13 protein-coding genes are annotated in these 18,558 nt (G+C 69.9%); 3 read left to right on the top strand and 10 right to left on the bottom strand.

The features are described 5' to 3' along the window. Positions 1-13 precede the first annotated feature (13 nt). The 3 genes from AB0M51_RS08025 to AB0M51_RS08015 all read left to right on the top strand — a co-directional run bounded on the left by AB0M51_RS08025 (position 14) and on the right by AB0M51_RS08015 (position 4,630). Entirely contained in the window at positions 14-2,806 is a 2,793-nt protein-coding gene (locus tag AB0M51_RS08025; RefSeq protein ID WP_344201849.1) for a BTAD domain-containing putative transcriptional regulator, read from the top strand. 169 nt (positions 2,807-2,975) lie between these two features. Beyond that, entirely contained in the window at positions 2,976-3,743 is a 768-nt protein-coding gene (locus AB0M51_RS08020; RefSeq protein WP_344201851.1) for a hypothetical protein, read from the top strand. Next, the gene (locus AB0M51_RS08015; protein ID WP_363748604.1) at positions 3,740-4,630 is read left to right on the top strand and encodes an endonuclease/exonuclease/phosphatase family protein; all 891 of its coding nucleotides are present in this window, start codon (positions 3,740-3,742) and stop codon (positions 4,628-4,630) included. Before AB0M51_RS08020 ends, AB0M51_RS08015 begins: the two co-directional genes overlap by 4 nt. A 33-nt stretch (positions 4,631-4,663) precedes the next feature. Here the strand turns inward: AB0M51_RS08015 and prmC are convergent, their stop codons facing one another. The 10 genes from prmC to argS form a co-directional block, all read right to left on the bottom strand. Beyond that, a complete protein-coding gene (gene prmC / locus AB0M51_RS08010; protein WP_344201856.1) occupies positions 4,664-5,518 on the bottom strand; it encodes a peptide chain release factor N(5)-glutamine methyltransferase in 855 nt (284 codons plus the stop codon). Then, positions 5,515-6,591, bottom strand: coding sequence for a peptide chain release factor 1 (prfA, locus tag AB0M51_RS08005; protein ID WP_344201859.1), 1,077 nt, complete (start codon positions 6,589-6,591; stop codon positions 5,515-5,517). Before prfA ends, prmC begins: the two co-directional genes overlap by 4 nt. An 87-nt stretch (positions 6,592-6,678) precedes the next feature. After that, entirely contained in the window at positions 6,679-6,885 is a 207-nt protein-coding gene (gene rpmE, locus AB0M51_RS08000; RefSeq protein WP_209693871.1) for a 50S ribosomal protein L31, read from the bottom strand. Positions 6,886-6,992: 107 nt separating this feature from the next. After that, positions 6,993-9,413, bottom strand: a complete 2,421-nt coding sequence (locus AB0M51_RS07995; RefSeq protein ID WP_344201864.1) for a glutaminyl-peptide cyclotransferase — start codon at positions 9,411-9,413, stop codon at positions 6,993-6,995. Between the two features lie 239 nt (positions 9,414-9,652). Continuing rightward, the gene (gene rho, locus AB0M51_RS07990; RefSeq protein WP_344201866.1) at positions 9,653-11,842 is read right to left on the bottom strand and encodes a transcription termination factor Rho; all 2,190 of its coding nucleotides are present in this window, start codon (positions 11,840-11,842) and stop codon (positions 9,653-9,655) included. 328 nt (positions 11,843-12,170) lie between these two features. Then, positions 12,171-13,025, bottom strand: a complete 855-nt coding sequence (thrB, locus tag AB0M51_RS07985) for a homoserine kinase (RefSeq protein WP_344201869.1) — start codon at positions 13,023-13,025, stop codon at positions 12,171-12,173. 61 nt (positions 13,026-13,086) lie between these two features. After that, a complete protein-coding gene (gene thrC / locus AB0M51_RS07980; RefSeq protein ID WP_344201872.1) occupies positions 13,087-14,151 on the bottom strand; it encodes a threonine synthase in 1,065 nt (354 codons plus the stop codon). 4 nt (positions 14,152-14,155) lie between these two features. Further along, entirely contained in the window at positions 14,156-15,451 is a 1,296-nt protein-coding gene (locus AB0M51_RS07975; RefSeq protein ID WP_344201875.1) for a homoserine dehydrogenase, read from the bottom strand. Then, positions 15,448-16,854, bottom strand: coding sequence for a diaminopimelate decarboxylase (lysA, locus tag AB0M51_RS07970; protein WP_344201877.1), 1,407 nt, complete (start codon positions 16,852-16,854; stop codon positions 15,448-15,450). The genes AB0M51_RS07975 and lysA overlap by 4 nt, the downstream gene beginning before the upstream one ends. Beyond that, the gene (gene argS / locus AB0M51_RS07965; protein WP_344201879.1) at positions 16,851-18,509 is read right to left on the bottom strand and encodes an arginine--tRNA ligase; all 1,659 of its coding nucleotides are present in this window, start codon (positions 18,507-18,509) and stop codon (positions 16,851-16,853) included. Before argS ends, lysA begins: the two co-directional genes overlap by 4 nt. Between the last annotated feature and the right edge of the window lie 49 nt (positions 18,510-18,558).

Here is an 18,558-nt window from a genome sequence, read left to right as displayed (position 1 = left end):
CAAACTGTCGTCCGTGACGGACGACCTGCGGCTCGATCTGCTCGGTCCGTTGCGCGGCTGGACCGGCGACCGCGGGATCGAGCTCGGGCCGTTGCGTCAGCAGGCGTTGCTCGCCGTGATGGCGCTGCGTGCCGGCCAAGTGCTGCCGGCCGACGAGCTGGTCGACCTGGTGTGGAACGACGCTCCACCGGGCAGCGGCGCGCGGATCGTCGCACCGTACGTCTACCGGTTGCGGCAGTTGCTGCCGAAGGACGTGCTGTTGCGTTCACGGGACGGGTACAGCCTGCGGCTCGGTGGTACGGATCTGGCCAGGTTCGAGGAGCTGGTCAGCACGGCACACGCGACCGACGACGTCGACGTACGGGCGGACCGGTTGGCGGAAGCTCTGGCGTTGTTCAGGGGCGACCCGTTGAGCGGCCTGCCCGGGCACTACCTGGGCGTCGAGCGGCACCGGTTGTCGGAGCGGCGGCTGAAGGTACTCGCGGAGCGGATCGACGCGGACCTGGAGCGCGGCCGGTACGCCGACCTGGTGCCCGAGCTGGTCGCACTGGTCGAAGCGGACCGGCTCCGCGAGCAGTTCGCCGGGCAGCTGATGCTCGCGTACTGGCGGAGCGGGCGGAGTTCGGAGGCACTAGCCACCTACACACGGACGCGCGAGACCCTGATCGACCAGCTCGGCGTGGAGCCGGGTCCGGCGCTGCGGGCGATCCACGAACGCGTACTTCGCAACGACGAACCCCTGGCCCGGCCGACGGTCCGTGACGAGTTGCCGTACGACGGTGCCGCGTTCGTCGGGCGGGACGACGTGCTGGACCAGGTGGTCAGTGCACTGCGTACGGCGGGGCCTGTGGTCGTGGCTATCGACGGGATGGCAGGTGTGGGCAAGACGGCGCTTGCTGTGCGGGCAGCACGTCAGCTGGCGGACGTGTACCCGGACGGACGGCTCTTCATCGACCTGCACGGCTATACGCCCGGCCACGAGCCTGTGTCGGCTTTGCATGCGCTGGATCGTCTACTGCGCACCTTGTCCGTGCCGGCTGACCGTATACCTGCCGAGCTCGAGGAACGGGCGGCTCTGTGGCGTTCTGAGCTGTCAGGGCGGCGCATGCTCGTAGTACTCGACAATGCGCCGGACAGTGCCGCGGTGCTGCCGTTGCTGGCCGGTAGTCCGCGGTGTGGCGTGCTGGTGACCAGCCGACGGCAGTTGTCCGGGCTGGACGCGACAGCCCGGTTCGCAGTCGACGTACTGCGGGCAGAGGATGCGCAGGAGCTACTGGCCGAGATCGTCGGGCCGGACCGCGCCAAGGACCCTGCTGCGGCACAGGTCGTCAGCCAATGCGGCTACTTGCCGTTGGCGATCCGGGTCGCCGGGTCGCGGCTGCGGCACCGGCCGAGCTGGACGATCGAGCACCTGAGCAAACGGCTCGACGCCGAGGACAGGCGGCTGGCTGAGCTCAGCACGGACAACGGTGGGGTCTCCCCCGCGTTCGCCTTGTCATACGAACACCTGCCACCGGACCAGCAGCGGCTGTTCCGGCTGCTGGGCGCCATGACCGGCCAGGACATCGACGTGTACGCCGCTGCAGCATTGGCCGACGTGGACACGTTCGAGGCGGAGGACCTGCTGGAGCAACTCGTCGACGCCAACCTGCTGCTACAGCTACACCCTGGACGTTTCCAGTTCCACGACCTGCTGCGGCAGTACGCACGCACGTTGGAGCCGGAGCCGGACGCTGTACGGCGTTTGCTCGACTACTACCTCTACGCGACCGCGGCCGCGAGTACTGCGATCTTCAGCAGCCAACTGCAGCCCCTGCCATCACCGCCTCCGGTGCGGCTGCCCGAGTTCGCGTCGGCGGCGGACGGGCTGGAGTGGATCGACGCCGAGGGCGGAAACGTGCTCGCGACGATCGGGTACGCCGCGTCGAGTGGTACCGCCGAGCACGCGTGGCAGCTGGGCGTGGCGATCGCGCCGTGCTTCTTCCAGCGCGGTCGGGTGGACGAGATGGACGAGGCGCTCGAGCTGGCACTGCGGGCGGCGCCGGACGCTTCGGCGCAGGCGCGCGTCCTGCTGTCGATCGGCAGTCTCGGACGGTACCGGCGGGGCGCGGAGGCCAGTCTGCGGACGTTGCAGGAGGCCCGCGACAGGTTGCCGGCCGACGCGGACCTGACGTTGCGGGCCCGGCTGCTCGCGTCGATCGGGTACAGCCAGGCGAAGCTGCGTCCGGACGACGACGCGATCGCCGTACTGGACGAGGCTTTGACGGTCGCGCGGCAGTCCGGTGACGTCGGGATCATGGCGCGGGTACTGGGGTACCTCGGAGTGACCTACGGGGACCGGCTGGAGTTCGAGGAGGCCCTGGCTGCGTACCAGGAATCCCTGGCGCTCGGGGAGGCGGCCGTACAGGCAGAGGTGCTGAACGGGATCGGTGAGTGCCAGTTGGAGTTGGGGCGCGTGGACGAGGCCCTGGAGGCACTGACGACAGCCCGCGACCTTGGGGTGGAGCGTGGGTCCGACTACAGCCTCATCTACACCTACGCGTTCCTGTGTACGGCGTACGCGCGCCAGGAGCGGTGGGACGAGGCAGTCGAGGTCGGACGGCGGTCGTTGGAGCTGGCTTTGGAGAGTGACTCGGTGCAGTCGCAGCAGAACGCGTACCTGCGGCTGGCGGAAACCCTTCTGGACAAGGGAGAGCTCGCACAGGCACGGCCGCACTTTGCGCGTGCACTGGAGCTGGCGTTGAGCGAGGGGCCCGAGTCGATGGTCCAGCGGGCAGCTGACGGGCTGGAGCGTTCATCGGCGTGACGTGTGGTTGGCTGGAGTGATGCGGAGAGTCTGTGCGGTGGTAGCCGTCGTACTGCTGGCCCTGACGGGCTGCAGCGACAAGCCGGCGCCAGCCACGGCACCTCCACCTACTCACACCCCCACTGCGACTGTGCCGCCTGCACCTGCCGGTCTGCCGCGGGGTGGGCGGGTGCTGTTCCCCAAGTACCAGTTGGTCGCGTACGTCGGTCTGCCGGGCTCTCCCGCGCTGGGGCCGCTGGACAAGGACCTCGACGCGAAAGCCGCCAAGCTGGAGACCCTGGCGCGCGCTTACGCGGCTGGGCGTACGCCACAGCCTGTGCTGGAACTGATCACGGTGGTCGCTCGCGGGTCGCGTGGGAAGGACGGGATGTACCGCGGACGCCTGCCGGACGCGAAGATCGCGCAGTACCTGACCGTTGCGCGGAAGCACAAGATGCTGTTGCTGCTCGACATCCAGCCCGGCCGCGCCAAGATCCTGCCTGAGGTACAGCGGCTGGAGCGGTGGTTGAAGGAGCCGGACGTCGGGCTGGCCTTCGACCCGGAGTGGGCGGTTGGACCGACGCAGGTGCCGGGCAAGGTGTTCGGGCATACGACGGGTGCCGAGTTGGACAGCGTTGCGGCGTACCTGTCGGGGCTGGTGACGGCTCAACGCCTGCCGGAGAAGGTGTTCGTGTTCCATCAGCTGTCGGCGAAGATCGTGAGCGACGAGAGCGCGTTGAAGGCGCATCCGGGAGTGGTGACGATCAAGTCGGTCGACGGGATCGGCGCGCGCAAGGACAAGCTGAAGACCTGGGCGAAGTTGACCGCCCATCTGCCTCCGGCCGTGCATGCCGGGTTCAAGGTGTTCTACACCGAGGACACACGGCACGGGCCGCTGATGACGCCCGCACAGGTGCTGGCACTCAAACCGCGACCGGAGCTGGTGGTCTACGAATGATCTCGATCGCGTTCGCGAACGTCGCCGGCGGGCGGCTGGTCGGGCCGGACGGATACGCCGGTGCGGACCGTACGGCGGACTTCGGGCGGGCGCTCGCCGGGATGCGGGCCGACGTACTGATCGTGACCGAGCTGGACACCCGCGGCGATCAGCTGGAGCGGCTGGGAGCTGCGGCGATGCCTGGGCGGGAGCTGTCGTTCGCGCGGCAGGAGTTCTCGGACTCGCACATCCCGGGGGTCGAGCGGCTGGGCGTGGGGATCGTGTCGGCGTACCCGCTGACCGAGCTGGAACGGATCGACCTGCCGGATCCGCCGATCGACTACCTGCACTGGCGGACGGGCGAGCCGATGGATCCGCACCCGAAGGGGTTCGTGGTCGCGCGGGCCGACCTCGGGCCGTCCGGTGCGGTGGACATCGTGGGTGGGCAGGTGTGCCCGATTCATATGTTCCGGAGTGCGGAGGGGGTCGAGTACTCGTATCGGGAGGGTGTGGGGCATTCGTACGGGATGGAGATGGCCGAGTACCTGAAGGAGGAGTTGGCGGCGCGCGGTGTGCGGCGGGGTGTAGTCGCGGGTGATCTGAACATGCCGAACCCGCGGGAGTTCTTCGGCGAGCGGCTCGGGTTGGTGGACGCGTTCGGGGATCCGCCGCCGGCCACGACACCGGACGGACGCTCGGTCGACCGGTTGTTCTGCACGCGCGACCTGGTCACCCGGGAGGCCGAGGTGGTCCAGGTGCCCGGCGCGGACCACCACCTGGTCGTGTGCCGCCTCGACCGGCGACCACCGGACCCGCCCACGATCGGCCGCATCCGCGAACAGGACCTCGTCAAACCGTCCGCCCGCCCGTTACCCGGCACGTCCCCTCGCGGCTTCACCCGCAGCTGAGCCCGCGGCTTCACCCGCGGCTGAGCCCGCAGCTCAGACGCGGCGGCCGGTGGTGAAGCGGTGGCGGCCGGAGAGGTCGAGTTGGTCGCGAACCTCGGTGAATTGCCCGGTGGCGGTGAAGACTGCGGGGGCGGATTCGCCTTGGACGTCGGCGTGCTCGCACGCGAACCATCCGCCGGGCTTCAGCAGCCGGCCGGCAGTGGCGGCGACCACCTTGATCTCGTCCAGGCCGTCGTCGCCGGACCACAGCGCGAGCGCGGGGTCGTGGTCGCGGACCTCGGTCGCGACGGATTCCCAGGCAGTCAACGGGATGTACGGCGGGTTCGAGATCACCGCGTCCACCTGGCCGTCGAACTCCGGCAGGCAGCCGTCGATGTCCCCCTCGTGCAGGATCGCCCCGGTACCTTCCAGATTCCGCCGGGCCCACGCGACCGCGTCCGCGGACAGCTCGACCGCATGCACCGTACTGTCCGGCCGCTCGGTCGCCACCGCGCCGGCGATCGCCCCAGAACCACTGCACAGGTCGACAACCAGAGGATTCGGTACGCCGGCGATCCGCTCCAGGACCCAACCCACCATGACCTCGGTCTCCGGTCGCGGTACGAACACGCCCGGTCCGACCGCGAGCTCGCGGTACCGGAAGGCCGCCGTTCCGGTCAGATGCTGGAGGGGCTCCCGCCGTACCCGCCGCGCCACCAACTCCTCGTACTGCGCCCGCTGCTCGGCCGACGGCTCGGAGAGGTGCAGCCGACTGGATCCGGTGACGTACGCCATCAACTCCCCGGCATCGAACTCGGGCGAAGCAACCCCCGCCCCCCGCAACCGCGCGACCGCAGCCCCCACAACCTCCCGCACGCTCCCGATCGGCCGGGTTTCGTTCTCGGTCACTGGGAATCGACGGACTCGAGACGAGCCGCCAGGTCCGCCTCGGTGAGAGCCTTGATGACCGGCTCGAGGTCACCGCCGAGGACCTGGTCGAGGTTGTGCGCCTTGTAGCCCACGCGGTGGTCGGAGAACCGGTTCTCCGGGAAGTTGTACGTGCGGACCCGCTCCGAACGGTCGACCGTACGGATCTGCGAGCGCCGGGCGTCCGACGCCTCCTGGTCCGCCGCTTCCTGCGCCGCCGCGAGCAACCGGGCACGCAGTACCCGCATCGCCTGCTCACGGTTCTGCAGCTGGGACTTCTCGTTCTGCATCGACACCACGATGCCGGTCGGCAGGTGCGTGATCCGTACGGCGGAGTCGGTCGTGTTGACGCTCTGCCCGCCCGGACCGGACGACCGGAACACGTCGATCCGCAGGTCGTTCTGGTCGATCTCGACGTCGACGTCCTCGGCCTCCGGCAGCACCAGGACACCTGCCGCGGACGTGTGGATCCGCCCCTGCGACTCGGTCACCGGGACCCGCTGCACCCGGTGCACGCCGCCCTCGAACTTCAGCTTCGCGTACGGCGCGTCGCCCGGTTCCGGCGTACCTTTCGCCTTCACCGCGACCGTGATCGACTTGTACCCGCCGAGGTCGGACTCGGCCGAGTCGAGCACCTCGGTCTTCCAGTTCTGCGACTCGGCGTACTTCAGGTACATCTTCAGCAGATCCCCGGCGAACAGCGCCGACTCGTCGCCGCCCTCACCGGCCTTGATCTCGAGGATCGCGTCCTTGTCGTCGTTGGGGTCCCGCGGCACCAGCAGTGTCTGCAGCCGGTCCGCGAGTTCCTCCCGCCGCGCGGTCAGCCGGGTGGCCTCCTCCGCGAACGCCGGGTCCTCGGACGCCAGCTCGCGTGCCGCCTCGATGTCGTCGCCGGTCTGCAGCCACTCGTCGTACGTGCGCACCACCGGCGCCAGCGCGGCGTACCGCTTGCCGACCCGGCGGGCGTTGGCCTGGTCGGAGTGCAGCTCCGGCTCCGCCATCTGCCGCTCCAGCTCGGCGTACTCCGCCTTCAGCGTCTCGACTGCCTCGAACATCTCGCACTCCTCCCTTCACCTGTGGACACATACAAACCGCGCGCCGGTCCCGCCCAGAACAGGCGGAACCGGCGCGCGGCAGGACAGCTACTTCTTCGCGTACCGCTTCTCGAAGCGGGCGACCCGGCCACCGGTGTCCAGAATCTTCTGCTTGCCGGTGTAGAAGGGGTGGCACTGCGAGCACACGTCGGCGTGGATGACGCCGTTCTCCGCGGTCGAGCGCGTGGTGAACGTGGCGCCACAGGTGCAGGTCACCGTGGTCTCCACGTACGTCGGGTGGATGTCGCTCTTCAAGACAGTCTCCTAGGTTCAGGTGCCCCGGGTCGTCCGCACGGTACGAACGTGAACCGGAACCAGCCATCTAGTGTGCCACGACCTGGTAATCCGCCGGAAATCCGGGGTCACCGCCCGCCTTCCTCGGCCGCCTCCGCACCGCTCGCAGGGGCGCCCCGCGGCGCCGGCATCGGGCTGTCGGCACCCTTCACGCTCTTCCAGATCGCCTCGTTCAACTGCTGCTCGGGCGCCTTGTCCGCCTGGCTGAAGTCCATCTTCGACGACTCTGCCGCGAGCGGCGCCGACGCGGTGTTCTTCTCGTCCAGCGACTGCGACGGCGTCCGGGCGTCGTACGGCGTGAAATCAGGCTTTCCGGTGAAACTCGCGGTCATCGGGGTGGCCCCGGCGTCGAACTGGGTCAGCGGGCCGATCCCGGCGATCAGTTCCATGGTCCGCATCATCGACACCGTGCTGTACATGGTCGAGTCGACCTTGCCGGTCTGCGTGTACGGGCTGATCACCAGCGCCACGGTCCGGTGCGCGTCGACGTGGTCCGGGCCGTTCTGCGCGTCGTCCTCGGTGACGAAGATCGCGGTGTCCTTCCAGTACTTGCTGTGCGACACCGCGTCCACGATCCGGCCGAGCGCCTGGTCGTTGTCGGCGACCGCGGCCTTCGGCGTCGGCTTGCCGACCGACGTACCGAACGTGTGGTCGTTGGCCAGCCGGACGAACTGCATCGTCGGCAGGGTGTCCGACGCCTTGAACTCCTTCAGCCACTCGTCGGCCCGGCTGTTGTCCCGGATGTCGCCGCTCTGCGCGGCGTAGTCCGGGTCGGTGTGGGCCGCCAGCCGCGGCTCGGTCGCGAACACCTTGGCCGGCAGCGGACCGCCCGCCCACATGCCGTAGTTGCGGTACGAGATGCCGGCGTCGTCGAGCCGGTCCCAGATCCGCGAGTCGCCGGTGAGCTTGCCCGGGTCGGTCGCCTGGTTCGTGTACACGTCGTCGCCCCGGCCGCGGCCGCTGTACGCGACCGGCCAGAGGTGCTCGTTGTACGCGTTCGACTCCGAGCCGGTCGCCCACTCCCAGCCGTCCGAGGACACGGCGCCGTCGGCGTAGAAGTTGTCGAGCGTGACGAACTGGCGGGCCAGTTGCCGCTGGTTCGGGGCCGAGTCGTCGCCGAACAGGTTCAGCGACGGGTCGCCGTCACCCTTGCCGAGTGAGCCGAACACCTGGTCGTACGTGCGGTTCTCCTTCACCACGTAGATCACGTGCTTGATCGGGCTCGCGTCCCCCGGCCGCACCGGCACGACGTTCGCCGGGCCGTTCGGGTGCGGGGCGCCGGTGAAGCCGTCGTTCTCGCGGACCCGCGCGGTGTAGTGCGCGAGCTCGTCCCGGGCCGGTACGGCGATGTCCGACAGCGTGCCCATGATCATCGAGCCGACGTACTGCGAGTAGTCGACGACCGGGTTCGTGGGCTGCGGGCCGCCCGGATTCGGGCCGGCGCCGAGGCCCTTCGCGTTCGTCACCAGCAGGCGGCGCTTGTCCTTGGTGACGGTCACCGTGGTCGGGTACCAGCCGGTCGGGATCAGCCCGGTGACGTGGTTGTTCGCGAGGTTCACGACCGCGACGTCGTTGTTGCCGGCGTTCGCGACGTACAGCGTCGTCCCGTCGATCGCCAGACCCTGCGGGCTGGAGCCGACCGGCGCGTGCCGGTACGGCGCCAGCTCCATCGTCCGGGTGATCGCGTCGGTGGCCGGGTCGATGCCGATCACCTTGTCGGCGTCGGTGACCGCGACGAGCATCTCCCCGGTGGCGGGGTTCCGCAGGATCGCTGTCGGGTGGCTGCCGACGGTCAGGGTCTTGCGGACGGTCAGGGTCGCGGTGTCGACGGCGGAGACCGTGTTGGTGCCCCAGTTCGAGACGTACGCCGTCTTGCCGTCGGCGGTCAGGCCGACGGTGAACGGGTTCGCGCCGGTCGCGACCTTGCCGAGGACCTTGCCGGTCGCGGTGTCGATCGCGGACATCGCGGCGGCACCGTTGCCGGCGACGTACAGCTTGCTGCCGTCGGCGTTCAGGGTGAGGCCGGCCGGGAAGGTGCCCTTCGGCAGCGTGATAGGGGCGGTCTCGGTGAGCAGCCCGTTCGCCTGCGTGTAGACGCGGATCTTGTCGTTGCCGCCGGCCGCGGCGTACAACTTGCTGCCGTCCGGGCTCCAGGCGAGGCCGATGAAGAGGGCCTCCGGGCTCACGTACGGGAGGTTCTGGACGACCTTGCCGGTCGCGGCCTCGACCAGCGAGAGGCTCTGCGTCCGGGTGCCGTCGTTGCTGATCGCGAGGTACTTGCCGTCCGGGCTGAGCGCCGAACCGAACGGCTTCTCGCCGAGCTTGGTCTGGTCGCCGGCCGGCGTCACCCGCCAGCCGTACGTCGTGTTCGCCGTACCGTCGGGTTGCGGGCCCGCGTGCCGCGCCGGCACCACGTTCGCGACCGCGACGCCGGTGACCGCCGTCAGGGCGATCCCGGCGGCCGTGGCCAGCCGCCATCTTGTGCGCATTCCAACTCCCGCCGAAGTAAGTACTTGACAGGATGCACATTCCCGCCGGGAATAAACCTTCGGCAAGCTCCAGATGAACCCCCGGCACACCTTCCCTCAGCTACCTGAGAACACCCTCAGCCAGCCCCGCAGGCGAGCAGCGGAAGGAACGCCGGAGGCGCGTGGTGGAAAGGCGGGTGGTGGAGAGGACCGGCGGGGGCGGGGGAGGCTTGGGGGCCTCCCCCGCGGTCACCGCGTTGTCAGTCGCCGTTGGTGGTGCTGTGGGTGGAGCCGGTGGACGGGGTGGTCTTGTTGACCTGGAGGAGGAACTCGATGTTCGACTTGCTCTCCTTGAGCTTGCCGATCAGCAGTTCCAGCGCGGCCTGCCCGTCGAGCGCGGACAGCACCCGGCGCAGCTTCCAGACCACCTGGGTCTCGTCCTTCGACATCAGCAGCTCCTCGCGGCGGGTGCCGGAGGCGACCACGTCGATGGCCGGGAAGATCCGCCGGTCGGCGAACTCCCGGCGCAGCCGGAGCTCCATGTTGCCGGTGCCCTTGAACTCCTCGAAGATCACCTCGTCCATCTTCGAGCCGGTCTCGATCAGCGCGGTCGCGAGGATCGTCAGCGAGCCGCCGTCCTCGATGTTCCGGGCCGCGCCGAAGAACCGCTTCGGCGGGTACAGCGCGGACGAGTCCACACCACCGGACAGGATCCGGCCGCTGGCGGGCGCGGCGATGTTGTACGCACGCCCCAGCCGGGTGATCGAGTCCAGCAGTACGACGACGTCGTGGCCGAGCTCCACCAACCGCTTGGCCCGCTCGATCGCCAACTCCGCGACCGTGGTGTGGTCGTCGGCCGGCCGGTCGAACGTCGAGGCGATGACCTCGCCCTTGACCGTGCGCTGCATGTCGGTGACCTCTTCGGGCCGCTCGTCCACCAGCACGACCATCAGGTGCACTTCGGGGTTGTTCGTGGTGATCGCGTTCGCGAGCGCCTGCAGCACCATCGTCTTACCGGCCTTCGGCGGCGAGACGATCAGGCCGCGCTGGCCCTTGCCGATCGGGCTGACGATGTCGACGATCCGGGTGGTCAGGATGCCCGGCTCGGTCTCCAGCCGGAGCCGCTCGGTCGCGTACAGCGGAGTGAGCTTGTTGAAGTCCTGCCGCTGCTTGGCGATCTCCGGGTCGGCACCGTTCACGGTGTCGATCCGGACCAGCGGGTTGAACTTCTCCTTGCGCTCGCCCTCCTGCGGCTGCTTCACCGCACCGGTGATCGCGTCGCCCTTGCGCAGGCCGTAGCGCTTCACCATCGAGAGTGCGACGTACACGTCGTTCGGGCCCGGCAGGTAGCCGCTGGTCCGGACGAACGCGTAGTTGTCGAGTACGTCGAGGATGCCCGCCGCGGGGACCAGGACGTCGTCCTCGGTGATCGTCGGCTCGGCGTCGTACCGCTCGCCGCGGCCGCGGTTGCGGAGGTTGTCCCGGCCGCCGTCGCGCCCGCCGTCCCGGCCACCGTCACGGTTGCCCTGGCTGTCGCGGTTACGGTCCCGGTCGCGGCCCCGGCGGCGCCGGCGACGGCCCTCGCCCTCCTCGCCACGGTCGTTCTGGTCCTGACGGTCCTGCCTGTCCTGCTGACGGTCCTGCCGGTCCTGCCGGTCCTGCCGGTCCTGCCGGTCCTGACGGTTCCGCTGGTTGTCGCGGCCGCCGTCGCGGTTGCCGTCACGGCCCTGGCTGTCGCGGCCGTCGCGGTTCTGCTCGCGGTTGCCGTCGCGGCCCTGGGTGTCGCGGTTCTGCTCGCGGGCGCCGTCGCGCTGTCCGTCCCGGTTGTTGTCCCGAGTCTGGTCGCGGTTCTGCTCGCGGTTCTGGTTGTCGCGGCTCCGGTTGCTTGCCCGGTCGCGGGTCCGGCCCTGGCTCTCACCACGGTCGTCGGAGCGGTCCTCGGCCTGACCGGCCTGGGCACCGTTCTGCACGGCCGGCTCCGGCTGCGACTGCCGCGCCGCGGGCGCTTCGACGGCGGCCTCGGGGGCGGCGCCGTTCTGCCGGGCGTCGTGCACGTTCTGCTGGACGGGCGCCTCGCTCGGCGCCGCGTCGGGGGCCGCGTCCTTCTGCGCGGCGGCGCGGGTCCGGCGGCTGCCGCCCTCGCGCTTGGCCGGCGCCTCGGCGGTCTTCGCCGCCGGCGCCTCGGCCGCCTCGTCGAGCGTCGGCTGCGTCGCCTTCGCCCGGCCGCGGCCGGTGGAGCCGCCCGCGGGAGACCCCGCCTGAGCGGCCTTGATCGCCTCGATCAGCTGGCCCTTGCGCAGCGCGCCGGTGCCCTTGATGCCGAGCGTCCCGGCGAGCTGCTTGAGCTCCGGGAGCAGCATGCCCTCGAGGCCGCCGCCAGCTTTCCGCCGACGCGTGGCGGTGGTAGCCGCTGCGTCCGCTCCGCTGGAGGCTTCAACAGTTTCTGTCACGTGAGGTCCTTCCCACACGGATCGTCGAAGGCCTGCACGGCTCATCGACCAATTTCATTCCACCCACGGCCACACAACGGGCACGCGGGGTACAGGAGGTCTCTCGCTCGATCTGAGTCCCCCCGGACATCTCCGACGCAGGCGGCGCAAGGTCACATCCACAGGAGGGTCGCCACACAACACAGGAATGCCGGGAGCACAGCCCGGATCGTGACGAGAGCACACCGATCACCTGGAGGGGATCGGGTGAGTCGAGACTAGCACCACTACAGGTCCTTCTGCCGACTCAAGGGGGTTCAACGCGTGTCCGCCGTCGCGCATTCCCCGGTCAGCCCGCCTCCAGCGACCAGACCTGTACGCCGACTGGATCGATGTCCAGTTCGTACTTCGTCCAGCCGTCCGGGGCGTCCGGCGTACCGGCAGCGCCCAGTACGGCGACGGTCGGGCCGGCGCCGCTGACGATCGCGGCGAGGCCGCTGCCGCGGAGTTTGTGCACCAGCGCGAGGCTCTCCGGCATCGCCGGCTCGCGGTACTCCTGGTGCAGCAGGTCCTCGGTCGCGGTGAACAACAACTCCGGCCGGCCGGTCAGCGCGGCGACCAGCAGCGCGGCCTTCCCCGCATTCGCCGCTGCCGAACTGTGGGAAACAACGCTCGGCAGCAGACCGCGCGCCTCCTTGGTGAGCACACGATTGTCCGGTACGTAAGCAGTCGCAGCGATACCGGCCGCCGGTGGCAACTTCACCGCGTGGCCGGTTTGCCCTTCAGTCCAAGCGATAGTGAACGCTCCGAGTACTGCCGCGGCGACATTGTCGGGATGACCCTCGATCTCGTTCGCGAGGACGACGAGCCGCTCACGGTCGAGCTGCTCACCGGCCAGGCCGTACGCCGCGGCCAGCCCGCCGACGATCGCGGCCGACGACGACCCGAGTCCGCGCCCGTGCGGGATCCGGTTCTCGCATCGCAACGTGAATCCCGGCACCGAGGCGCCCAACGCCTCCAGCCCCGCCCGGATCGACCGCACCACCAGATGCGACTCGTCCAGCGGTACTTCGCCCGCACCGCATCCGCTGACCTGGACAGTCACCCCGGATCCACCCGGGGTGACCACCAACTCGTCGTACAAGGTCAAAGCCAGCCCGAACGCATCGAACCCAGGCCCCAGGTTCGCACTCGTAGCCGGCACCCGGACCCGCACCTGGTCACACGGCCTGCGGCCGCTCGCTTCTTCGCCCATCACAGCCCGCTCAGGCGAGGCCTGCGAGGCGGGCGACGGCGTCGGTGTCAGCCGGGGTCACCGGAGGTTCTTCGAAGGTCGCGTGGGACAGAGCGGTGTCGATGTCCTTCAGTCCGTGGCCGGTGACGGTGATCACCACCGTGGAGCCGCCGGGCAGGTCGCCGTTGGCCTTGGCGAGCAGCAGGCCGGCGACACCCGCCGCGGAGGCCGGCTCGACGAAGACGCCCTCGCGGGCGGCGAGTTCGCGCTGGGCGGTGAGGATCTGCTCGTCGGTGACCAGGTCGATCCGCCCGCCGGACTCGTCCCGCGCCGCCTCGGCGAGCGTCCACGAGGCCGGGTTCCCGACCCGGATCGCGGTCGCCGCGGTCTCCGGCTTCTCGACGATCGCGCCCCGGACGATCGGCGCCGCGCCCTCCGCCTGGAAGCCCCACATCTTCGGGGTCCGGGTCGCGAGCTTGTCCTTGGCGTACTCCTGGTATCCCTTCCAGTACGCCGCGATGTTCCCCGCGTTCCCGACCGGCAGCAGGTGCAGGTCCGGAGCGTCACCCAGCGCGTCGCAGACCTCGAACGACGCGGTCTTCTGGCCCTCGAGCCGCACCGGGTTCACCGAGTTCACCAGCGCGACCGGGTAGTTCTTCCCGAGCTCGCGCACGATCCGCAGGCAGTCGTCGAACCCGCCGTCGATCTGCACGAGCTTCGCGCCGTGCACGACCGCCTGGGCGAGCTTTCCCTTCGCGATCCGCCCGGCCGGGATCACCACGAGCGGCAGCATCCCCGCACGGACGGCGTACGCCGCGGCCGACGCCGAGGTGTTACCCGTCGAGGCACAGACGACCGCCTTGTCCCCCGCCTGCGCGGCGAGCGAGATCGCGACCGTCATCCCGCGGTCCTTGAACGAGCCGGTCGGGTTGTTGCCCTCGACCTTCAGCCACACCTCGCAGCCGGTCTGCTCGCTCAGCCACTGCGCGGCCACCAGCGGCGTCCCGCCCTCGCCGAGCGTGACCACCGGCGTGTCCGCCGAGACGGGAAGCCGGTCTCTGTACTCCTCGATCACGCCGCGCCACTGGTGCACCATTGAATTACTCGCCTTCTACCCGCATCACACTGCTGACTTCACGGACGATGTCCATGTCCCGCAAGGACTCCACGGTCGCGGACAACGCGGCATCGGTCGCGGTGTGGGTGACCACCACCAGCTGCGCGTCGCTGCCCCGGCCCTCCTGGCGGACGGTCTGGATCGACACGTCGTGCTCGGAGAACGCCTGGGCCACCGCCGCCAGCACACCGGCCTTGTCGGCCACGTCCAGCGACACGTGGTAGCGGGTCGTCGCGTCGCCCATCGGCCGCACGGCCCGCTGGGTGTACGACGACTCGCCGACACCCGGCACACCCTTGAGCCGGTTGCGCGCGGCGGACACCAGATCCCCGAGGACTGCACTGGCCGTCGGGGCGCCGCCGGCACCACGACCATAGAACATCAGCCGCCCGGCCGCCTTGCTTTCCACGAAAACGGCGTTGTACGCGTCCCGAACACTGGCCAACGGGTGGGTGACCGGGATCATCGCCGGATACACGCGAGCACTCACCGAGTCGGTCCGCTCGTCCAGCTCGCAGATCGCCAGCGACTTCACCACGCAGCCCATCTCCCGGGCGGACGCGATGTCGGTCGCGGTCACCTCGGTGATGCCCTCGCGGTGCACGTCGGCGATCGACACCCGGGTGTGGAACGCGAGGCTGGCCAGCAGCGCGGCCTTGGCGGCGGCGTCGAAGCCCTCGATGTCCGCGGTCGGGTCGGCCTCGGCGTACCCGAGCGCCTGGGCCTCCTCGAGCGCCTCGTCGAAGCCGGCGCCGGTGCTGTCCATCTTGTCGAGGATGTAGTTCGTGGTGCCGTTGACGATGCCCATCACCCGCACCACGTCGTCGCCGGCCAGCGACTCGCGCAGCGGCCGCAGGATCGGGATCGCGCCGGCCACCGCGGCCTCGAAGTACAGGTCGCGCTGGTACTTCTCGGCGGCCGCGAACAGTGTCGGGCCGTCCTCGGCGAGCAGTGCCTTGTTCGCCGTGACGACCGAGGCACCGTGCTCGAGCGCGGTCAGGATCAGTCCGCGCGCGGGCTCGATGCCGCCGATCACCTCGATCACCAGATCCAGGTCGCCGCGCGAGACCAGCGCCTGCGCGTCGGTGGTGATCAGGCTCGGATCGACCGCGATGTCGCGCTCGCGGCCGGCCCGCCGGACGGCGATCCCGGCGATCTCCAGCCGGGCGCCGACGCGGGCTGCCAGATGGTCCGCCTGCTCGGTCAGGATCCGCACCACCTCGGTGCCGACCACTCCACAACCGAGCAGGCCTACCTTGAGAGGCTTTTCATCGTTCATTCGGCGGCCCCCATGTCCAGGAGAAGCAGGTCGTCTTCGGTCTCACGGCGTACCACCACGCGCGTTCGGCCGTCCTTGACCGCGATCACCGGTGGCCGCGGCACGTGGTTGTAGTTGCTCGCCATCGACCGGCAGTACGCACCGGTCCCGGGGACGGCGACCAGGTCGCCGGGCCGGACGTCGGCGGGCAGGAACTCGTCCTTGACGACGATGTCCCCGGCCTCGCAGTGCTTGCCGACCACCCGGGCCAGGGTCGGCTCGGCGTCGGAGTACCGGTTGGCGAGCGTGCAGGAGTAGTCGGCGTCGTACAGCGCGGCGCGGATGTTGTCGCTCATGCCGCCGTCCACCGACACGTACGTTCGGGCCGCGCCGGCGTCCAGCTCGACCTCCTTGACGGTGCCGACCGAGTACACCGTGCACATCGCCGGGCCGACGATCGCGCGGCCGGGCTCGACCGACACCCGCGGCACCGGGACGTCGTGCTCGTGGCACTCGTGCTCGACGATCTTGCCCATCTCGGTGGCGAGCTGTGCCGGGTCCGACGGATCGTCCTGGGTGGTGTACGCGATCCCGAAGCCGCCACCCAGGTCGAGCTCCGGCATGTCCACGCCGATCTCCTCGGAAACCCTTGCGTGCAAGGCGATCACGCGCTTCGCGGCCACCTCGAACCCGGACGAGTCGAAGATCTGCGAACCGATGTGCGAGTGCAGGCCGAGCAGCTCGAGCTCCGGCGCTTCGTTGATCCGGGCAACGGCCTCGAAGGCCGCGCCGGAGGTGATCGAGAAGCCGAACTTCTGGTCCTCGTGCGCGGTCGCGATGTACGCGTGGGTGTGCGCCTCGACCCCGGCGGTGACCCGGACCATCACCGGCGCGACCACCCCGCGCTCGCGGGCCAGCTCGATCAACCGGGTGATCTCGTACTGCGAGTCGACGACGATCCGGCCGACGCCGGCGTCCAGCGCGCGGGCCAGCTCGGACTCGGACTTGTTGTTGCCGTGGAACCCCAGCCGCTTCGGGTCCGCACCGGCCCGGAGCGCGACGGCCAGCTCTCCCCCGCTGCAGATGTCGAGGTTCAGGCCCTCCTCCATCACCCAGCGGACGACCGTCGTACAGAGGAACGCCTTGCCCGCGTAGTAGACGTCGACGTCCTTGAACGCGTGCTTGAAGGCCCGTGCCCGGGCGCGGAAGTCGTCCTCGTCCAGGACGTACGCCGGGCTGCCGTGCTCGGCGACCAGGTCCCGGACGTCGACACCGCCGACCACGAGCGCGCCCTCGGCGTCCTTCTTCGCGTTCATCGACCAGAGCGACGGGACCAGCTCGTTGGGGTCGCGGGGGGCGCGCAGCCAGGGCGGTGCCCGGTGGCCGATGTCGGCGTGCAGCGCGCCCGCCTCGTGCGCCCTCACATCCGCTCCGGTGCGGAGACGCCGAGCAGGTCGAGCCCGTTGGCGAGCACGGTCCGGGTCGCGGAGACCAGGGTCAGGCGAGCCTTGTGCACCGGCTCCACCTCCTCGTCGCCGCGCGGCAGCACGCGGCAGCTGTCGTAGAACTTGTGGAACGCGGACGCGGTGTCCTCGAGGTACCGGGCGATCCGGTGCGGCTCCCGCAGCTCGGCCGCGGTCGCGACGACCCGCGGGAACTCGGCCAGCGCGCGGAGCAGGTCGCCCTCGCGCTCGTGGCTGAGCAGGCCCGGGTCGAACTCGTCCAGCTTGATGCCGAGCTCGTCGGCGTTACGCAGGATCGAGGCCAGCCGGGCGTGCGCGTACTGGACGTAGAACACCGGGTTCTCGCTGGCCTGGCGGGTCATCTCCTCGATGTCCAGGGTCAGCGGGGAGTCGGCCGGATACCGGCAGAGGGTGTAGCGGAGCGCGTCCACGCCGCCCTCCTCGACCAGCTCGGCGAGCGTGACGATGGTGCCGGCCCGCTTGGACAGCCGCATCTCCTCGCCGCCCTTGAGGATCTTCACCAGCTGGCCGATCAGGATCTCGATGTTGTGCTCGGGGTCGTCACCGGCGCAGGCGGCGATCGCCTTCAGCCGGTTCACGTACCCGTGGTGGTCGGCGCCGAGCAGGTAGACGCACGTCTCGAAGCCGCGGTCGCGCTTGTTCACGTAGTACGCCGCGTCGGAGGCGAAGTACGTCGGCTCGCCGTTCGACCGGATCAGCACCCGGTCCTTGTCGTCGGTGAAGTCCGTCGTCCGCATCCACAGCGCGTCGTCGGCCTCGTAGAGGTGGCCCTGGTCACGGAGCTTCTGGATGGCGTGCGGTACGCCGTCCTGCTCGTGCAGGCTCCGCTCCGAGAACCAGACGTCGAACTTGGTCCGGAAGTGCTCGAGCTGGTCCTGCTGCTCCTTGAGCTGCCGCTCGTACCCGGCCTCGCGGAACGCGACGACCTGCTCGTCCTCCGGCAGCGTCAGGATGTCCGGCACCTCGTCGACGATCCGCTTGGCGAGGTCGAGGATGTACTCCCCGTGGTACCCGTCCTCCGGGATCTTGTGCCCGTGGGCCGCGGCCTGCAGGCTGGCGCCGAACTTGTCCATCTGGTTGCCGCGGTCGTTGATGTAGAACTCGCGGGTGACGTTCGCACCGGCGGCGGACAGCACCCGGGCCAGGGCGTCGCCGACCGCGGCCCACCGGGTGTGGCCGAGGTGCAGCGGGCCGGTCGGGTTCGCCGAGATGAACTCGAGGTTGATCGCGCGGCCCTGCAGGCTGTCGCTGGTGCCGTACGCCGGGCCCGCGTCCAGGATCGCCTGGGCGACCTTGCCCTGGGCATCGGCCGCGACCCGCAGGTTGATGAACCCGGGGCCGGCGATGTCGACGGCGGTGATCGCCTCGTCGTCGCGGAGCTTGGCGGCCAGCAGCTCGGCGAACTGCCGCGGATTCAGCCCGGCGCGCTTGCCGAGCTGCATCGCGACGTTCGTGGCGTAGTCCCCGTGCTCGGGGTTCTTGGGTCGCTCGACCTTCAGCTCGCGCGGCAGCCCGCCCTCGACGGTGATGGTGCCGTCGGCGGCGAGCGCGGCCAGGGCCTGCAGGATCTTCTCAGCGAGCTGTTCCGGAGTCACCGGATCAGCCTAATGGGCCGCGCCCGAAACCCTTGACTCGCTATCCACA

Source organism: Kribbella sp. NPDC051137, from assembly GCF_040682535.1.
Lineage (GTDB): Bacteria > Actinomycetota > Actinomycetes > Propionibacteriales > Kribbellaceae > Kribbella > Kribbella karoonensis.
Note: the sequence above shows the minus strand (reverse complement) of the source record. Positions and strands in the feature narration are given on the sequence as shown.

Coding starts and splice junctions, on each gene's coding strand:
- thrC (WP_344201872.1), bottom strand. CDS start 14,151: ATGGTGCACCAGTGGCGCGGCGTGATCGAGGAGTACAGAGACCGGCTT.
- AB0M51_RS07975 (WP_344201875.1), bottom strand. CDS start 15,451: ATGAACGATGAAAAGCCTCTCAAGGTAGGCCTGCTCGGTTGTGGAGTG.
- AB0M51_RS07995 (WP_344201864.1), bottom strand. CDS start 9,413: ATGCGCACAAGATGGCGGCTGGCCACGGCCGCCGGGATCGCCCTGACG.
- prfA (WP_344201859.1), bottom strand. CDS start 6,591: ATGTTCGAGGCAGTCGAGACGCTGAAGGCGGAGTACGCCGAGCTGGAG.
- AB0M51_RS08015 (WP_363748604.1), top strand. CDS start 3,740: ATGATCTCGATCGCGTTCGCGAACGTCGCCGGCGGGCGGCTGGTCGGG.